This window comes from Mycoplana ramosa (assembly GCF_041930185.1).
Classification (GTDB): domain Bacteria; phylum Pseudomonadota; class Alphaproteobacteria; order Rhizobiales; family Rhizobiaceae; genus Mycoplana; species Mycoplana ramosa.
Map to the genome: position 1 here is coordinate 124906 of NZ_JBHEEW010000002.1, position 16547 is coordinate 141452.

The 16547-nt window shown below is 62.4% G+C and carries 14 protein-coding genes and 2 pseudogenes; 1 reads left to right on the forward strand and 15 read right to left on the reverse strand.

Features of this window, described 5'->3' with window-relative positions; all coding sequences use genetic code 11:
* The 6 genes and pseudogenes from JNC62_RS03105 to JNC62_RS03130 form a co-directional block, all read right to left on the reverse strand.
* The gene (locus JNC62_RS03105) at positions 1-132 is read right to left on the reverse strand and encodes a hypothetical protein (RefSeq protein ID WP_374835871.1); all 132 of its coding nucleotides are present in this window, start codon (positions 130-132) and stop codon (positions 1-3) included.
* Positions 133-699: 567 nt separating this feature from the next.
* Positions 700-966, reverse strand: a pseudogene (locus JNC62_RS03110) (IS30 family transposase); the annotation flags it as partial.
* A 789-nt stretch (positions 967-1755) separates the two neighbouring features.
* Entirely contained in the window at positions 1756-2790 is a 1035-nt protein-coding gene (locus JNC62_RS03115; protein ID WP_374835873.1) for a histone deacetylase family protein, read from the reverse strand.
* 1 nt (position 2791) lies between these two features.
* Positions 2792-3874: an ABC transporter ATP-binding protein gene (locus JNC62_RS03120; RefSeq protein ID WP_374835875.1), complete on the reverse strand. Its 1083-nt coding sequence runs from the start codon at positions 3872-3874 to the stop codon at positions 2792-2794.
* A 21-nt stretch (positions 3875-3895) separates the two neighbouring features.
* On the reverse strand, positions 3896-5332 hold the full coding sequence (locus JNC62_RS03125; protein ID WP_374835876.1) for an amidase: 1437 nt from the start codon (positions 5330-5332) through the stop codon (positions 3896-3898).
* A gap of 10 nt (positions 5333-5342) precedes the next feature.
* Positions 5343-6707: an aminotransferase gene (locus JNC62_RS03130; protein ID WP_374835878.1), complete on the reverse strand. Its 1365-nt coding sequence runs from the start codon at positions 6705-6707 to the stop codon at positions 5343-5345.
* 188 nt (positions 6708-6895) lie between these two features.
* Here JNC62_RS03130 and JNC62_RS03135 point away from each other — a divergent pair, with 188 nt between their 5' ends.
* Entirely contained in the window at positions 6896-7573 is a 678-nt protein-coding gene (locus tag JNC62_RS03135) for a GntR family transcriptional regulator (RefSeq protein WP_374835880.1), read from the forward strand.
* Positions 7574-7592: 19 nt separating this feature from the next.
* On the opposite strand, the gene JNC62_RS03140 is transcribed toward JNC62_RS03135, so the two are convergent.
* From JNC62_RS03140 to JNC62_RS03180, 9 genes and pseudogenes are all read right to left on the reverse strand, one after another.
* Positions 7593-8336 (reverse strand): SDR family NAD(P)-dependent oxidoreductase, encoded by a 744-nt coding sequence (locus JNC62_RS03140; RefSeq protein WP_374835882.1) that lies wholly within the window; start codon positions 8334-8336, stop codon positions 7593-7595.
* 83 nt (positions 8337-8419) lie between these two features.
* Positions 8420-9223, reverse strand: coding sequence for an ABC transporter permease (locus tag JNC62_RS03145; protein ID WP_374835884.1), 804 nt, complete (start codon positions 9221-9223; stop codon positions 8420-8422).
* 3 nt (positions 9224-9226) lie between these two features.
* On the reverse strand, positions 9227-10495 hold the full coding sequence (locus tag JNC62_RS03150; protein WP_374835886.1) for an ABC transporter permease: 1269 nt from the start codon (positions 10493-10495) through the stop codon (positions 9227-9229).
* A complete protein-coding gene (locus JNC62_RS03155; RefSeq protein WP_374835887.1) occupies positions 10492-11538 on the reverse strand; it encodes an ABC transporter substrate-binding protein in 1047 nt (348 codons plus the stop codon). The genes JNC62_RS03150 and JNC62_RS03155 overlap by 4 nt, the downstream gene beginning before the upstream one ends.
* A gap of 11 nt (positions 11539-11549) precedes the next feature.
* Positions 11550-12578, reverse strand: coding sequence for a polyamine ABC transporter substrate-binding protein (locus JNC62_RS03160; protein WP_374835889.1), 1029 nt, complete (start codon positions 12576-12578; stop codon positions 11550-11552).
* Positions 12579-12615: 37 nt separating this feature from the next.
* On the reverse strand, positions 12616-13917 hold the full coding sequence (locus JNC62_RS03165; RefSeq protein ID WP_374835891.1) for an aspartate aminotransferase family protein: 1302 nt from the start codon (positions 13915-13917) through the stop codon (positions 12616-12618).
* Between the two features lie 11 nt (positions 13918-13928).
* Complete coding sequence (locus JNC62_RS03170; protein WP_374835893.1) at positions 13929-14906, reverse strand: transketolase family protein; 978 nt, start codon at positions 14904-14906, stop codon at positions 13929-13931.
* Positions 14906-15718, reverse strand: a complete 813-nt coding sequence (locus tag JNC62_RS03175) for a transketolase (protein ID WP_374836327.1) — start codon at positions 15716-15718, stop codon at positions 14906-14908. The genes JNC62_RS03170 and JNC62_RS03175 overlap by 1 nt, the downstream gene beginning before the upstream one ends.
* A gap of 408 nt (positions 15719-16126) precedes the next feature.
* Positions 16127-16470: pseudogene (locus tag JNC62_RS03180) on the reverse strand (ornithine cyclodeaminase); the annotation flags it as partial.
* Between the last annotated feature and the right edge of the window lie 77 nt (positions 16471-16547).

A 16547-nucleotide genomic window follows, 5' to 3' on the forward strand; every position in this document is an offset into this window, starting at 1 on the left:
TCATTTGGAAAGATAGCGCTCGATCTCGAAAATTGGAAACTTCAGCATGTCCTTTTTGGGCGTGTGGCTTCGGGTCGTCGAGGCGCTCGCGGCCGCGTCGCCGCAGTCGATGCAATTGCTCGACTCCTCCATTGTCCGCACCCTCCAGCACGCCACCGGCGCAGGTCCTAGGTAGTGGCGGAGGCGAGAGCGACGGCAGCGAGGAAGTTGGTGGCCAGCTTGTCGTAGCGGGTAGCAACCTCCTGAAGTGTTTGAGTTGCAGAAGAAGCGCTCGGCGAGATTGCGCTGTCGGTAGAGGCTTGGGGCGACCGATCTTTGGACCCTGCGGTCGCGCTGGGTCGGGATGTGAACCTCGCCACCGCGCTGTTGGGGGGGTGCAGCACGCCGTTAGCGATGAGAAAAGGCGAGCCAGCAAAGACGCTATCGCCTCCTTGACCGTTATGAGGCATTCTCCGTTATGCAAAGGTCACATTTCATATCGCCCCCTCCCTCAAGTGTAGCGGCCCAAATTGTGCGGACGCGGATTCAATTTGCCATAAGGCTTCGCCAATTCGGCCTGACGCCTGCGCAACTCGTACCAGCTTGCGTGCGCGTTATTCCAATTCGAATTAAATTACGGTCTATAGATGTTGCTGCTTTTCCGCCGGGCGTCGTCCAGTCACGAGCTGCGTCGACCAGTTCCATCTCGGGGCTATTCACGTTGGCGTTTTCGATGGTGCCTTTCTGCCAGGGCGATTGCGGATCACAGAACCAGGTCTGCGCGCCAATGCCGGCTTGCAGATAGGGCCAGTCGGTGAACTCGGTGCCGCGGTCGAAGGTGATCGAGCGGGGGGCCCGATGGGGCAGGGACTGCAGCAGCTGGATCAGCCCCTCCATGATCGGCCGTGATTGCCGGTCGTTGTCGCGCAGGAGCACGGCAAACCGGCTGACCCGCTCTGTCGGCCGAGTTTTTCCGCAATGATCTCGACACCGATGCCCGCCATCCGCCAACGAGCGATCCTGCGGCGTTCATCCATGTCGAGATGAGAATGGTGCGTGTCATGCGTTGTTCCTCGCGTGAGATAAGCCATCGTTATTTCTCGCAAGTCGCAGTTCAAACCTGAACCCACCCGGCTACAAAAAGGTGTGGCGTAAGGTTTCTTATGGAACTCGCTAATGCACTGTGCGGCTACTCGGCGCAGCATTGATGATCCGATACGCAGCAAAAGAATCGCAATAACGGCATAGCCGCGCTGATTTGGTCGGGGGCATACCACAGAGCGCAATCCGACGGGCCGCCTTGCGGCGAATGTCCTTCCAGCTCCTTGTCAATTCGGACCTGTACAGCGGTGGGGAGCGCGGATCGCAAACGGCTCTTTTCGACGAGTTTGTCGGGATACTGGTGGGCAGCAATAGTAGCTGTTGAGACGCGGCACCATGTTCGGGCCGGCGCCGACATTGGCGGCAACGACGGCCGGAACTCGCCAACTATCTCGGCGGCACCACTCCCTAGGCAGCCGCGCTGATTTGGTCGCGCCGCCGCCGACGTCCGGCGGTTGGACCGTCAATGACCACAATGAAATGCTCGCGCGACTCTTCAGAATTCAAAATGTTGATAAAGAGTGAAAATCAGAGCATGCTTGAGATATGCTGGCCCCAAAATCTTCAATTATCTCACCCGATCTGTGGCTTGAGCCGACCATCACTCGTCCTGTTCGTCTCCACCCACACTGCAGAACCAAGTTGAGGTTCTGCTTCGAGCTTCCTGACTGGAAGTCAGCCGGCCTTACCTTGATCATTCGATGACTGCGCAAAAGGAAGCAAAAACGTTGTTGCAACTTTTTCGAGGCTCATCAGATCGTATCCGCCCTCTTGTACCAACAGTACTGGTAGATCGAGTCTTGCAAGCAACTCCCCCATCGTTCTGAAGGTCTCGACGCTCAGCTGAAGGCCCCTTGCCGGGTCACTTGCCAACGCGTCGAAGCCTAGAGAGATGATCAGGACCCGGGGCTGGTGGGCGAGCGCCGCGTCGAGGCATACCTTGAATGCCGCGATATAGGCCGCATGGCCCACTTCTTCCGGAAGCGGAAAGTTCATATTGAGGCCGGGAGCCGATCGCCCCCCCGTCTCGTCGGCAAATCCGGCGAAGTGCGGATAGTAATCCGCGGGGCTCCTGTGGAGGGAGGCGAAGAAGACCTGCGGATCCTCCCAGAATATATCCTGTGTGCCGTTTCCGTGGTGTGCGTCGATATCGATGAGACTTATCCGCCCAAGCGATGAAGCAAGGGCCCGTGCGGCTATGGCGGCGTTGTTTATATAGGTCGCGCCGCCACCGAAATCGCGGCCTGCATGATGGCCCGATGGCCGGCACAGCGCATAGGCCCACCGCTCCCCCTCCCGAATGAACGAGGCTGCGGTGAGGGCCACCTGTGCTGCCCAATAGGCGGCCGGCCATGTGCCCTCGTCGACCGGGGTCAGCTGATCACGCAAATGGTATCCCGCCTTGGCAACTCGCGACCAGTCCAACCGGTAGGCCTCGGCACGAGTTTCGAAGGCGGCCGGTGCCAACGGCCCGTGACCCGCGCCCGCGCAACGCGAGGAGAGAAACTCGAGATAACGGGGCGTATGAACGTCAGCCAGCGGCGCCATGCCGTGATCGACGGCATCGACGATCGAAAGCCCGCATCGCCGTGCCGCCCGCAGCAGGGCGTCGAGCCGATCTGGCACGTCACGGCTCGGCCGGGGAACGCCGCCTTCAACAACGGCGCCGGGCCTGTGCAAACGATGCCGGTCGGAATAGACAGCCTTCATGTCAGGCCGGGATCAGCACGGCATCTTGGCTGTCCCAGCCGAGCGAAATGGACTGCGAGGGAGCGATGTCGACGCCCGTACCCGCATTGGGAATCTTGGCGACGAGCATAGCGTTGTCCCCGAAACGAACATGAACCCTGCGATGATCTCCGAGATAGATGACCTCGTCGACGCTCCCGGAGAAGCGATTGGTGCAGACAGCGGCCTGATCGAGATAGAGGCGCTCCGGTCGCAGGGATACGATGACGGGCTGGCCTCTTGAAAAGGCGGCGCGGCTGGAGACGCTGATTACCTGCCCGTCCTGCGTGCGAACACCATATTCCTCCCCGTTGCCGCTGATGATCTCGCCCACGAGTCGGTTGTTTTCACCGATGAAGCCGGCGACGAAGGCCGTGGAAGGACGCTCGTAGAGTTCGCTCGGCGGTGCAAGCTGTTCGATCTTGCCCGCATTGAACACGGCGACGCGGTCGGACATCGTCAGCGCCTCGGACTGGTCGTGCGTGACATAGACTACGGTGATGCCGAGGCGCTCGTGAAGGTGCTTGATCTCGAGCTGCAGATGTTCGCGCAGGTTCTTGTCGAGGGCGCCGAGCGGTTCGTCCATCAGCACCACATCCGGCTCGAAGATGATGGCGCGGGCGAGCGCGATGCGCTGTTGCTGTCCGCCGGAGAGCTGGGCGGGCTTCCTCTCGCCCATCGCTCCCATCTGAACCATATCCAGCGCCCTTCGAACGCGCCTGGTCCGCTCCTGTCTGGCGATCTTGCGCACCCGCAACGGGTAGTCGAGGTTTTCGGCAACCGTCAAGTGGGGAAAGAGCGCATAGTTCTGGAACACCATGCCGATGTTCCGACGATGCGGCGGCACGGCTTCTAGCGATCGTCCGTCGATCCGGATGCTGCCGGAACTCGGGGCCTCAAAGCCTGCCAGCATCATCAGGCTCGTCGTCTTACCCGAACCCGACGGCCCGAGCATAGTCAGAAATTCGCCCTTCGCGATGGTGAGGTTGAGATCATCGACGACTAGGCTGCGGCCGTCGTAGCTCTTATTAATATTGAGGAATTCGACGTAGTTGGAGGATGACATTCTGGTTCCCCTATTTTTCTGTCATTCAGACGCGTGGACCGCAGGCCGGCGCTGCGCCCAGGGGCGTGCCTCTTCCAGTTGCGCAGCCAACTGAAGCAATGTCGTCTCGTCGTTGAACCGACCGGTGAACTGCGTGCCGACGGGTAGGCCATCGGCTGTCCACCAGAGCGGCACGCTCATAGCCGGCAAACCCGCCATGTTCGCAAAGGTTGTGAAGGCGAGAAACTCGAGAAAGCGCTCCATCACCGCCGCGCCACCATGTTTGTCGGCATCGAAATGGCCGAGTCCAGGCGGCGGCGAGCCGAGCGTCGGTGTCAGCCAGACATCGACGTCGAGCAGGAAATTCGCAAGCGTCCTGCCGGTCGTGTGGAACCAGTTGAGATCGACGAGATAATCAGCAGCCGAGATCCGCGAACCGATGTCGTAGAGATACTGGTTGAAGCTTTCCACCTCGCCCGCGAGCGAGGAAGGGTCATGGCCGCCGTTTCGCGCGAGCGCGGTGATTGCGCGCGTGGCCGTCATAGCCCAGAACCGCTTATAGAGGGTCCGGTAGCTTTCCCCATCAATCGACGGCGCGCATTCCACGACCTCATGGCCGAGGCTTTCGCAAAGGCGCGCCGTGTCCATCGTGGCCTGCACGCAGTCGGGATCGACAAATGTGCCGAGCAGCGAGGCCGTGGTGAAGCCAATGCGCAGACGGCGAGGACTATTCCGGATCGCATCTGCGTAGCACCCGGCAGGAGACGGCGCGGTGTAGGGATCACCGGGCATCGAACCCAATGTCGCATCGAGAAGGGCGGCGCTGTCTCGCACGGTGCGAGACAGGACATGCTCGTTCACGATCCCGCCCGTGCTGTCTCCGAGATCCGGCCCCAGCGTTATACGCCCACGGGAGGGTTTCAGCCCGAAGACGCCACAGCACGACGCGGGAATACGGATGGAGCCTGCACCATCTCCACCATGCGCCGCCGGCACGATGCCTGCCGCGACCGCCGCGCCGGCGCCACCGCTAGAACCGCCGCTCGACCGCGCGACGTTCCAGGGATTGCGCGTCGGGCCGAACAGCTTCGGCTCGGTGGTGCCCAGCGTGCCGAATTCGCACAGGTTGGTCTTGCCGAACGTGCTAAGGCCTGCCGCGCGGTAGCGGCGCATCAGCTCGCTGTCCCGGGTGGGCACGAAGCTCCGGGTCAGCCGGGAGGCGCCGGTGGTCGGCACACCCTTCATGTGGCAATAGAGGTCCTTCACTAGGAACGGCGCCCCGGCGAAGAGGCTGCCCTTGCCCGAATGTGCGGCTTCCGCGCGCCCTTCGTCGTAGAGTGGTGCGATGATCGCGTTGATCGCGGGGTTCACCTTTTCGGCGCGCCGGATGGCCGCCTCAAGCAGCTCCCCGGCCGTGACCTGCCCCGACTTCACGAGATCCGCCTGTGCGGTGAGGTCCAGATTGACAAAATCGTCCATCGTCACGCCCTCACACTGCAAGCAGGGCGGCGACATCGTCGAGCGCCGCCACTATGCCGTCGACGAGCTGGTCGACTTCCTCTGGCGTCATGACGAAGGGCGGGCATATCGAAATGACATCGCCCATATTGCGGATCATGACGCCGTGCGCCCGGCAGCGCTGCTCGACAAGCGCGCCGACCTTGAGGGCGGGATCGAAGGGTGCACGGGTTGCCTTGTCGGCCACCAGCTCGATGCCGGCAAGGAAACCAGTCCCCCTGACCTCACCGACGAGGGCATGGCCCGCGACGCGCGCGTCGAGCGCGGCGAAGAGCCGGCGGCCGAGTTCGGCGGCCCGACCCGGAGCATCCATTTCCTGATAGATCCGCAGCACATCGGCCGCGACCGCGGCGGTGACCGGATGGCCGGAATAGGTGAAGCCGTGCCCGAAGACCCCGATGCGGTCGGCCTCGTCGGCGATCGCCTGGTAAATATGATCGCCGATCACGGCCGCCGCGATGGGCAGATAGCCGGAGGACAGCCCCTTGGCAACCGACATCATGTCCGGAACGAAGCTGCAGGCTTCGGACCCGAACCACTTTCCGGTTCGCCCGAAACCAGAAACGACCTCGTCCGCAAGAAGCAGGATATCGTGCTTCGTCAGAAGCTGCCGCAGCGCCGGGAAGTATCCCGCCGGCGGCGTGACGACGCCGCCGGCGCCCATGATCGGCTCGACGATCATCGCGGCAATGGTTTCCGGCCCTTCCGCCTCGATCAGGGTTTCCAGCGCGGCGATCAGCCGGGCGCAATAGGCCTCCTCGCTCTCTTCCGGCAGGGCGTTGCGGTAATAGTGCGGCTTCTCCGTATAAATCACGTTGAGGCCAGGCATGTTGAAACTCTCATGCATGTGCGGCAGCCCGCCCAGGGCCGCCCCCATGACCGTGCTGCCGTGAAAGGCGCCCCTGCGGCTGATGATCTTGCGCTTACCAGGCTTCCCGCGCGCGACGTTGTAGTACCAGGCGAGCTTGATCATCGTGTCGTTGGCTTCCGAGCCCGAATTCACGAGAAAGACCTTGCTGCCCGGAATGGGAGAAAGCGTTGCGATCTGCTCGACGACATCGACCGTCGGATCGTTCGAGCGGTGATTGAACGTGTGGTAGGTGGCGAGCCTGCGCATTTGGCTTGCCGCCACATCCGCAAGGCGCTCATTGCTAAAGCCGAGCGAGGCGCACCACAGGCCTCCCATGCCTTCGAGATATCGATTTCCCATCTCGTCGATGACGTAGCAGCCCTCCCCCGCCGTGATCAGCAACGGGCCTTCGGCCTCGTGCCTGCGGGGGTTAGTCTGGGAATGGAAATGGTACGCCATGTCGCGCGCCCGCAGCGAGTTGTGCAAGGTAGCCTCCCCGGAACCGTGTTTGCTTTTTTATAAGTTATAAGTTATCAGAAATCCCATGCAAGCGAATTTCACCGCGACGGGAAACTTTTTGCGGCGCTGCACCGCCTCGGCGACCGATAAGATATAAGCGATTTGTAGCTCCAAGCATTCCAGCTAGGGCTGCAACAAAGATGAGGAGAATTCCCATGAGCGTTATGGAGATGCAGCCCGGCGAAGCGGGCAGCCTGTCCGCCCGGATCTACAACAAGGTACGGGAAGGCCTCATCGTCGGCAACTTCGCGCCGGGCGACCGCCTCCTCATGCAGGATCTCGCGGAGCAGCTCGGGACCAGCGTCACGCCAGTGCGCGAGGCCTGCCTGCGGCTCGTCAGCGAGCAGGCGCTCGAACTGCGTTCCGGCCGGTTCGTTACGGTGCCGGACCTCAGTCGCGCCCGCTACATCCAAATCAAGCTCATCCGCATGGCGCTCGAAGGACTGGCGGCAGAACATGCCACCGACCATGTGACCGCCGCCGATCTTGCGCAGCTCGAAGGCTTTCACGCCGCGTTCGTGAAAAACGAAAAGGCCGGTAATTTGGAGGAGGCACGCTCTTCCAACCGTGCCTTCCACTTCGGTGTCTATCGCCTGTCGCGCATGCCGATGCTGGTCGGCCAGATCGAGAGCATGTGGGTCTCGATGGGGCCGATCCTCAACGTCTACTACCGGGAAATCCCGCACGGCTATACCGGCGCGGAGGAGCACGACCATCTCATCGAGGCGCTCAGGGTCGGTGACAAGGAGAAGGCCCGCCAGGCCATCGAGAACGACATCCAGCGGGCCTCGCCCAGTCTGCTGCGCTATTTCGAGGAACGCGGCGCCGAGTGAATCCGGCACAGGAAAGGTGCTAAACCTGCGCGATGCGCGGAGTGCGCAGCCCGGCGGTTTCCCCGCCGTCCACGGTCACGACCGTGCCGTTGACATAGGTCGACTGACCCGACAGCAGCCAGGCGACGACATCCGCCACTTCCTGCGGGGCGCCGAAACGGTTGGCGGGGATACGCAGCTCGAGCTGTTTCTTGCGCAAGGCGTCGCTCATGATCTTGCCCATCATGCGCGTTTCGATCTGGCCGGGGCAGACCGCGTTGAAGCGCACCTCCTCGCCGAACTCCAGCGCCAGCGCCTGGGTGAGGCCGATAACCGCGGCCTTCGAGGCGCAGTAGACCGCAAGGCCTTCCTCGCCGGTTTTTCCGGCGATGCTCGCGATGTTGACGACCGATCCCCTTCCTCGCCGGAGGCCTTCCAGCGCGTGGCGAATGAAAAGGAACGTGCTGCGTGCATTGACCGCCAGCACGTCGTCCCAATCGTCCTGCGTCGCGGAGGCGAAGGAAATGCGCTTCGACATGCCGGCATTGTTGACGAGGCCCGAAAGCTCGCCGCCGCCAAGGTCGAGCGCACGTTGGATGACGCGCCGGCAATCCTCCTCGCGGCTGACATCGCCGGGCACGAATGTGACGCCGGGACCAATCTCCTCGAGCGCCCTACCCGCCTCCGCATCGCGGCCCGTCGCCACCAACCGGGCGCCGTCCAATGCAAGCCTCTCTACGCAGGCCCGCCCTATCCCGTGCGTGGCACCTGTCACGATGATCATTTCCATTCACTCCACAAAGCAATGTCCAGCCGGAGCGACAACGCTCCGGCATCGACTGATACGGTAAAACAAGGTCCCGGCATTTAGCTGTTGCCGACCGAACGGTTCGCCGCCGCGCGTTTCTGGGCCAAGGCCCCCCCGCCCATCAGGACGATGGAGATGATCACGAGCAATGTCGACATTGCCAGGATTGAGGGATCGATATTGTCCCGCAGGCCATCGAACATCTGGCGCGGCAACGTGCGCTGGCCCGGACCGCTGATGAAGAGCGCGACGACGACCTCGTCGAATGAGAACACGAAAGCGAAGAGCGCACCCGAGATGACGCCCGGCGCGATGAGCGGCAGCGTCACCGTGCGGAAGGCATGGAATGGGCTCGCGCCGAGGCTTGCCGCCGCCCGGACGAGGTTCATGTCAAAGTTCTTCAGCGTGGCGGTGACCGTGATCAGCACGAAGGGCACCGCCAGGACCGCATGGGCGAGAACGAGGCCCAGGAAGGACGCGACGAGACCCAGCTTGGCGAAGAAGAAGTACATGCCGACACCGCTGATGACGACGGGCACGATCATAGGTGAGATCACCACCGCGAGGATCATCGAACGGGCCGGAAGCCGGCCGCGTGACATGCCGAGCGCGGCCAGGGTGCCCAGCACCGTCGACACCAGCGTCGCACCGGCGCCGATGATCAGGCTGTTGAGGAGCGCCGACATCCAAGGCTGCGGCTGCAGGATCTTCTCGTACCATTGCAGGGAAAAGCCCGGCAGCGGATAGGACAGGAAGTTGGCCGAACTGAAGGAGATCGGGATGACCACGAGCGTCGGCCCGATCAGGAATATCATTGCGAGGCAGCAGAAGGCGATCTGCACGCGTCTTAAGGCAACAGGCATCTCTCACTCCATTCCAACGATACGGCCGATACCAACGAGACGGCCGACAACCCCGTAGAGCGCGAGAATGCAGGTCAGCAGCAGGACCCCAAGCGCGGCGGACATACCCCAGTTGATCGTGGTATTGGCATAGAAGGCCACGAAGTAGCTCAGCATCTGGTCCGATGCGCCGCCGACTAGGGTTGGCGTGACGTAGTACCCGGCGGAGATGATGAAGGTGAGGAGGCATCCCGCGCCGACGCCCGGCAGCGTGAGCGGCAGATAGACCCTGAGAAACGTCGTGATGGGTCCAGCACCGAGCGAAGCGGAGGCTTTGACATAGGACGGCGAGATACCCTTCATGACGCTGACCAGCGGCAGCACCATAAATGGCAGCAGGATATGCACCATCGCGATGTAGAGACCGGTCCTGTTGAACACGAGTTCGAGCGGCGCATCCGTGACATTCAGTGCTTGGAGCAGGCGGTTCACCACCCCCTCTTTCTGCAGGATGACGATCCAGGCGCTCGTCCTGACCAGAAGAGACGTCCAGAAGGGCAAGAGCACGCAGGCCAGCATGATCGCCGAGAAGCGCCCGCCGATGGTGACGATGGCATTGGCGATCGGATAGGCAACGAAGAGGCAGATTACCGTGACCAGCGCGCTGATCGTCAAGGTTCGCATCAACGTCGAAACGAACAGCCGCTCCTCCGGCGGGGCCATCTGCACGGCGCCGTTCTCCCCAGGGCGTAGGTCGACGGCCGAGATCAGGTAGAAGGCCGTCAGCGGCGCGCCGTTGCGCTGGATGACCCGCCAATAGGTCGGGTTGCCCCAGTTACCGTCAATGGCGAGCAACTGGGCCTTCGCAGGTTCCTCTGGCGTCTTGCGGACCGTTCGGACCGTCTTGGCAAGAAGGCTGCGGAACCCGGTGATCTCATAGTTCAGCCGGCGCCCCGCCTCCGCCATGATTTTGGGATCGGCGCCAGCGCGGATGTCGCCGGCCAGCGCCTCGAAGGCCGCATCGGGCGGTGTGTCGACCCCATCCCAGTCCTCCAGAGAGGCAAGGGTCGTGGGAAACGCATTGCGGACCTCGGGATTGTTGATTGCATGGAAAAGCATCGTGCCGAGCGGCAGCACGAAGGCGAAGACGATGAAGGCGACGAGAGGACCGATCAGGACGAGGCTGACGATCGTCTGCCGCCGCCTATCGGCGCGAAAGCCGGTGGCAAGGGCGGAAACCCGTTGGCCGTCGGCCGCGCCGATGCGCGGCCGCAGAAGAACATCCGATGTCATTGCGCGCGCCATGTCGCAAATCTCGCCTCGAGCGCCTCGCCGTGGTCGGCCCAGAACTCTGTGTTTAGCGCCACCGCCGCGGCTATGTTCGCCTCGGTCGTCGGAAGATCTTTGGCGATCTCCGGCTTGACGCTGCGAATGGCTGCGAGATTGGTGACGCCGTAAGCGATATACTGCGGGAAGGTTGCCTGGGCACTCTCGGTCGAGGCAAAGGCGATGAACTTCTCCGCATTCTCCCGATTGGGCGAGCCCTTCACAATACTCCAGTAGTCGATCCCGAAGACCTGCCCGTCCCAAATGAGGGCGAAGTCCTTGCCAGAGGCATTCGCCGCCGCGACGCGGCCGTTGAAGGTCGCCGTGGCGACGACGTCGCCTGCGGCAAGGCGCTCGACGGATTCCGCCCCCGTCGTCCACCAGAGTATAGACGACTTTATCTCATCGAGCTTGGCGAAAGCACGGTTCTGGCCCTCGCTCGTGGCAAGGACGTCATAGACCTTGTCCCTGGTGACCCCGTCCGCAAGAAGCGCGATTTCGAGCGTCATCTTCGCCGTCTGGCGGAACCCGCGCTTGCCGGGCCATTTCTCGACATTCCACAGGTCGGCCCAGTTCTTCGGACCATCCGCCAGCTTCACCTTGTCGTAGCTCGGCACCATGGACCAGACGAAGGCGCCGACGCCGCAGTCGCTATAGGCTTCGGGAATGAAATCCTCCCGTTTGCCGATCCTACTCCAGTCCAGCTCCTCGAAAAGGCCTTCGGCGCAGCCCGACAGGAGCGTGTTTTGCTCCACTTGCATGACGTCCCAGGAAACGCTGCCGCTGTCGACCATGGCGCGCACCTTGGCCATTTGCCCCGAATAGGAATCCTCCGTGAGCACGACGCCCGACGCGGCTGCGAAGGGCTCGAAGAAGGCCTTGCGCTCGGCATCCTGCAGCACGCCGCCGGCCCCGACGACGGTCAATCTGCCGGCATCGGCAAAGGCGGCGGGAGCACCCGCCAGGACGGCGAGCATACCCAGCCCGCCAAAAAAACCACGATAGGTCATGACATCCTCCCTTATTGTGCGACCCAGCGGTTGAAGCGCTGCTGTAGTTCCTCTTCGTGATCCACCCAGAACGGCGTGCTGACGGCTAGCGCACCCACCATGTTCTCCTCGGCCGTCGGAAGCTGCGGCTTGATGTCGGCGGAGATGCTGTCCATCGCCTTGGCGTTGGTCACGCCGTAGACCATCTTTTCGGCAAAGGCCTTCTGCGGCTCCGGGCTCGTCATGAAGTTGACGATGTCGAAGGCCTGGTCCTTGTTGCCGCCCTTCGGAATGGCCCAGAAGTCCATCGCGTAGAGCTGGTTGGTCCAGGACATTTTGAAATGCCGACCTTGCTGGTTGGCGGCAATGACACGTCCGTTATAGGCCGAGGTCATGGTCACCTCGCCGGAGGCCAGCCATTCCATTGGCTGCGCGCCGCTTTCCCACCACTGAATGTTCGGTTTGATTTTGTCGAGCTTGGCGAAGGCGCGATCCTGCCCTTCCTTGGTCGCCAGGATGTCGTAAAGCTCTTCCGGTTTTGCGCCGTCGGCGAGCAGGGCGACTTCGAGCGTCATGCGCGCCTGCTTGCGCAGCCCGCGTTTTCCCGGCCATTTCTCGAGGTTCCAGAAATCCGCCCAGGAGGTGATGCCGCTCGTCTTGTCGCCGTCATAGGCGAGGATCTTCGACCAGACGAAGGCGCCGACGCCGCAATCGGACTTGGCCGGCGCGATGACATCGGCGCTGTTCGGCAGGCTGGCCCAGTCGAAGGTCTCCAGCAGGCCCTGGTCGCAGGCGAGGATCATCTCATTCTCATCCATCTGCACGACATCCCAGGTCGTCGTGCCGGTCTCGACCATGGCCTTCACCTTGGCAATACCACCCGTATAGGATTCCTCCAGAAGCGGCGCTCCGGCCTTGTTCTGGTAGGGCTTGAAGAGTGTTTCGCGCATTGCTTCCTGCGTCGCGCCGCCGAAGCCGACGACGGTCAGATCGCGCGAAAGCGCAGGAGACGCTACGACGAGCGCCGCGCTCGCCATCATTGCAAAAAACCGAGTTCTCATGGGTTCCCCTTTTGTGTTTGAGAGCAGGTTCGAAAGATCAGGCCGCGACGGACCGGGCTAGGCCTGCCATGGTCATGTCGATGAGCTCGAGCGTGTCGCCGAGGACGGCGCGATCGTGGCTCAGCGAGAGGTAGAGGCGTTTGAGCTGGAGCGGCTGGAAGACCTGCCGGCCGGCGATCAACGCCCGCCGGAAGCGCATGTCGAGATCATTGTCGTTGCGCAGGAGGTCCGTGTAGTCGCGGAACGCGCCATCGAAGAAATAGACGAGCCAGACGGAGCCGAAGCCGGCGGCCTGCGCCTTCAGGCCGTGCCGCGCGATGATGCCGTCGATCTCGCCGCGCAGATAAGCGCCGAGCTCGAACAACCGCTCATAGACGCCCGGTTTGGCAAGCTCCTCGATCGTTGCCTTGACGGCCGCCATCGAGGCCGGCGTGCCGTTGAAGGTACCGCCCATGAAGACGGCGCCCTCCCCCGTGCGGCCCACTCGTTCCATGATCTCGCGCCGACCGGCGACGATGCCGATCGGATATCCGCTCGTCGCCGCCTTGCCGAAGGTCGAAAGATCGGGTGTGACGCCGACGATCGACTGGTAGCCGCCGAGCGCGTGGCGGAAACCGGTGATCACCTCGTCGAAGATGAGGACGACACCGTGCTCGGACGTGATCCTACGCAGGTCGTAGAGGAACTGCTTTTCGGCAATGACCGCGCCCATATTATGCGCGATTGGCTCCACGATTATCGCCGCGACCTCGCCCGGATTATTCCGGATGTAGTCCTCGACAGCACTGGCGTCATTGTAGGGCAGGATGGTGGTGTAGCGGGCTGCATCGAACAGCATGCCGTCCGACATCGGATCGTAGGTGCCGATCATCTGGCGGCTCGACTGGCCGTTCATGGCGACATAATCGTGCCAGCCGTGGTAGCCGCCCTGGAACTTGATGATCTGCTTTCGCCCCGTATAGGCCCGGGCGAGACGCAGGGCATGGTAGGTTGCCTCCGAGCCGCTGCTGCAGAACGCGACCTGATCGGCGCAGGGAATCGCGTTCACGAGCAGCTCGGCCACCTCGACCTCCAGCTCCAGTACGCCGGCGCCGATCAGATCGAGGTTTTCGGCCGTCTTCGCAATCGCTGCGGCAACGGCGGGCGGGCGATGACCGAGCACATTGGCGCCGAAGGCGCAGTGGTAGTCGGTGTAGCGGTTGCCGTCAGCATCATAGAGGTAGGCGCCTTCAGCCCGGGCGAAAGCGATCGGCGCGCCGAGGCGCCGGCTGGGGCTTAACAGGCCGCCGGGTATGACGGCTTCCGCGCGCGCGGCGATCGTTTCATTGTTCGTCGACATCGGCATTCTCCTCACGCTAGGCTTTCGAGCGCCACGGCCCGGATGCCGTCGCCGTCCAGGCGGTAGTGCCTGTAAAGATGGGTGGGGGGTGCGATCAGGCTGTATTCGTCGCGGATTCCATGCCGGACAAGACGGGCGCCCTTTCCCTTCTCGGCAAGCACTTCCGCAACGGCACCGCCGAGGCCACCGAGAATATTGTGCTCCTCGACCGTCAGAATGACCTTCGAACGGCCCGAGGCCTCGATAATTGCATCCTCGTCGAGCGGCTTGATCGAATGCATGTCGATCAGTCCGACCGAATGGCCGGCGGCATTCAGCTCCTCCATCGCGCGCTTGGCGCCATGCACCGGATAGCCCGCGGCGATGATCGTGATGTCGTTGCCGATGCCGTGCACGATAGCCTTGCCGAGTTCGAACGTAACGCCATTTTCGTAGACGACCGGATCATGGCCGCGGTGGATGCGGAAGTAGATGGGAAGCGGATAGTCGACGGTCGCCTTGAGAGCCGCATCCAACGCCGACCCGTCCGCCGTCGAAACGACGGCGAGATTGGCGATGCTGCGCATGATGGCGATATCTTCCGTCGCGTGGTGGGAGGTTCCGTAGAAGCCGAGCGAGATGCCGGTGTGATGCCCGATCAGTCGAACCGGCTGCTTGCAGTAGGCGACATCCATGCGGATCTGCTCGCAACACAGCAGCGCGAGGAATGAGGCGAAGGTCGCCACGTAGGGAATGACGCCCGTCGTCGCCATGCCCGCGGCGGCCGAGACCATGTTCTGCTCGGAAATGCCGAACTGCACGAAACGCTCCGGATAGCGCTGGGCGAAGCCGGAAAGGCCGTTGGAGTATTGCAGGTCCGCCGTGCCCGCCATGACCGGGTGGCCGGCTTCAGCAAGAGCGATGAGCGCATTCGATAGCGTGGGGAGCGACGGCGCGCGGCGGTTGATCTCGCGGTACTGCCACGAGTCCTTGGAAAGCAACTGGGTCATTAGGAGATTACCGTGTTCAGGATCGTTTCGCGGGCCTTGGCCTCGTCTTCCGCACCGAGATAGCCGAGATGCCAGCCGGGCTCAGTTTCCATGTAGTCGATGCCCTTGCCCTTCACGGTGCGGGCGATGATGCAGCAGGGTTCTTCGCGCGTGCGATCGGCCTTGACCCTGCGCAGCAGGGTCGTCAGCGCTGCAAGGTCATGACCGTCGACGGCATGAACTTCCCATCCGAAGGCGCGCCATTTCTCGTCGAGGGGTTCGATCGCCAGGACGTCATCGACCTTGCCGTCGAGCTGGTAGCCATTGCGGTCGATGATGGCGACGAGGTTGGAGAGATTGTGCGAGGCGGCGGAAAGGGCGGCTTCCCAGACCTGGCCCTCCTGCATTTCCCCGTCGCCGAGGAGGACGAAGGCATTGAAATCCCGCTTTTGGAAGCGCGCGCCAAGCAGCATGCCGACGCCGTTCGACAAAGCATGGCCGATTGAGCCGGAGCTGAAATCGACGCCGGGAACCTTCGTCATATCAGGATGGTCGCCAAGCGGACTGCCAAGTCGCGTATAGCTTTCAAGCCATGCGGGATCGAAGAAACCGAGATCGGCAAGAATGGGAAAAAGGCCGACGGCCGCATGACCCTTGCCCATCAGAAAGCGGTCGCGGTCGGCCCAGGCAGGCTCACCTTTGCTAAGGCGCATCACATCGTAATAGAGCGCCGCAAAGATCTCTGCGCAGGAGAAGACGGAGGTGTAGTGGCCCACCTTGGCGATCGAAATCAGCCGAAGCGTCTGGAGCCTGACGAAGCGCGCGCGCTCCATAAGGAAGTCAAGCTGTTCGTTGGACAATAATTCATGGTCGCGCGCCACCGAAAGATGGCCGCTTAGAGTCTGTCGCATTGACAAGGATCTGCTCCCGCTGTTCATAACTTATAAGTTATAAGATATAGAAAACCGTCCACTATGCAACAGGTTTTTGCTTGCCCATGATGGCCTCTGCATTCCCTGCAGCACCGGCAGCGGCGGCGCAGGGCTCTTCCACACGGCCTGCGGCCGACACACATCCGGCCGAAGCCTACGAACAGGCTGGTGAACCAGTCGCAGCGGAATGCTGAACCAGGCGGGTCCGACCGAAGTGCCCTATGCGAGATGAGCTCAGCGGGCTCCCAGCCGGCGCTACGCTCAGCCGGGGCCGACCATGTTGTCAGTCAGGATGGTCGCGCATTGCTAGTCGGCGGTACATGTCGTGATGATCTGCGCGCCTCCACGGCGTCTTCGCCCGACGCGCAGGGCACGACTTTCAGCCCCTTGCCCCGAAGGTTGCGTGCCGCCTTTTCGGTTGCTCTCGAGTCGATGTCATAAAGCCGGGCAGTGTCGATGCCGCAGATCGCCTTGAAGGCAAGGCACTGGAATTCCGATTGCGCGCCATTGCCGATCATCGCCATGACCCTGGCGCCATCGGGTGCCAGGTATTTGCCAATCGGCGCCGAGGTTCCTGCCGTGCGCAACGCCGTTAGAATGGTCATTTCGGTCAGGAGGATCGGATAGCCGGTCTTCACATCCGACAGAACGCCGAGGGGTCGCCTGACTTCGCGCCAGCGCGACGATGCTGCGTTGACGTCGTCGAATGGCGCCGGCGGCAAGGGACCGT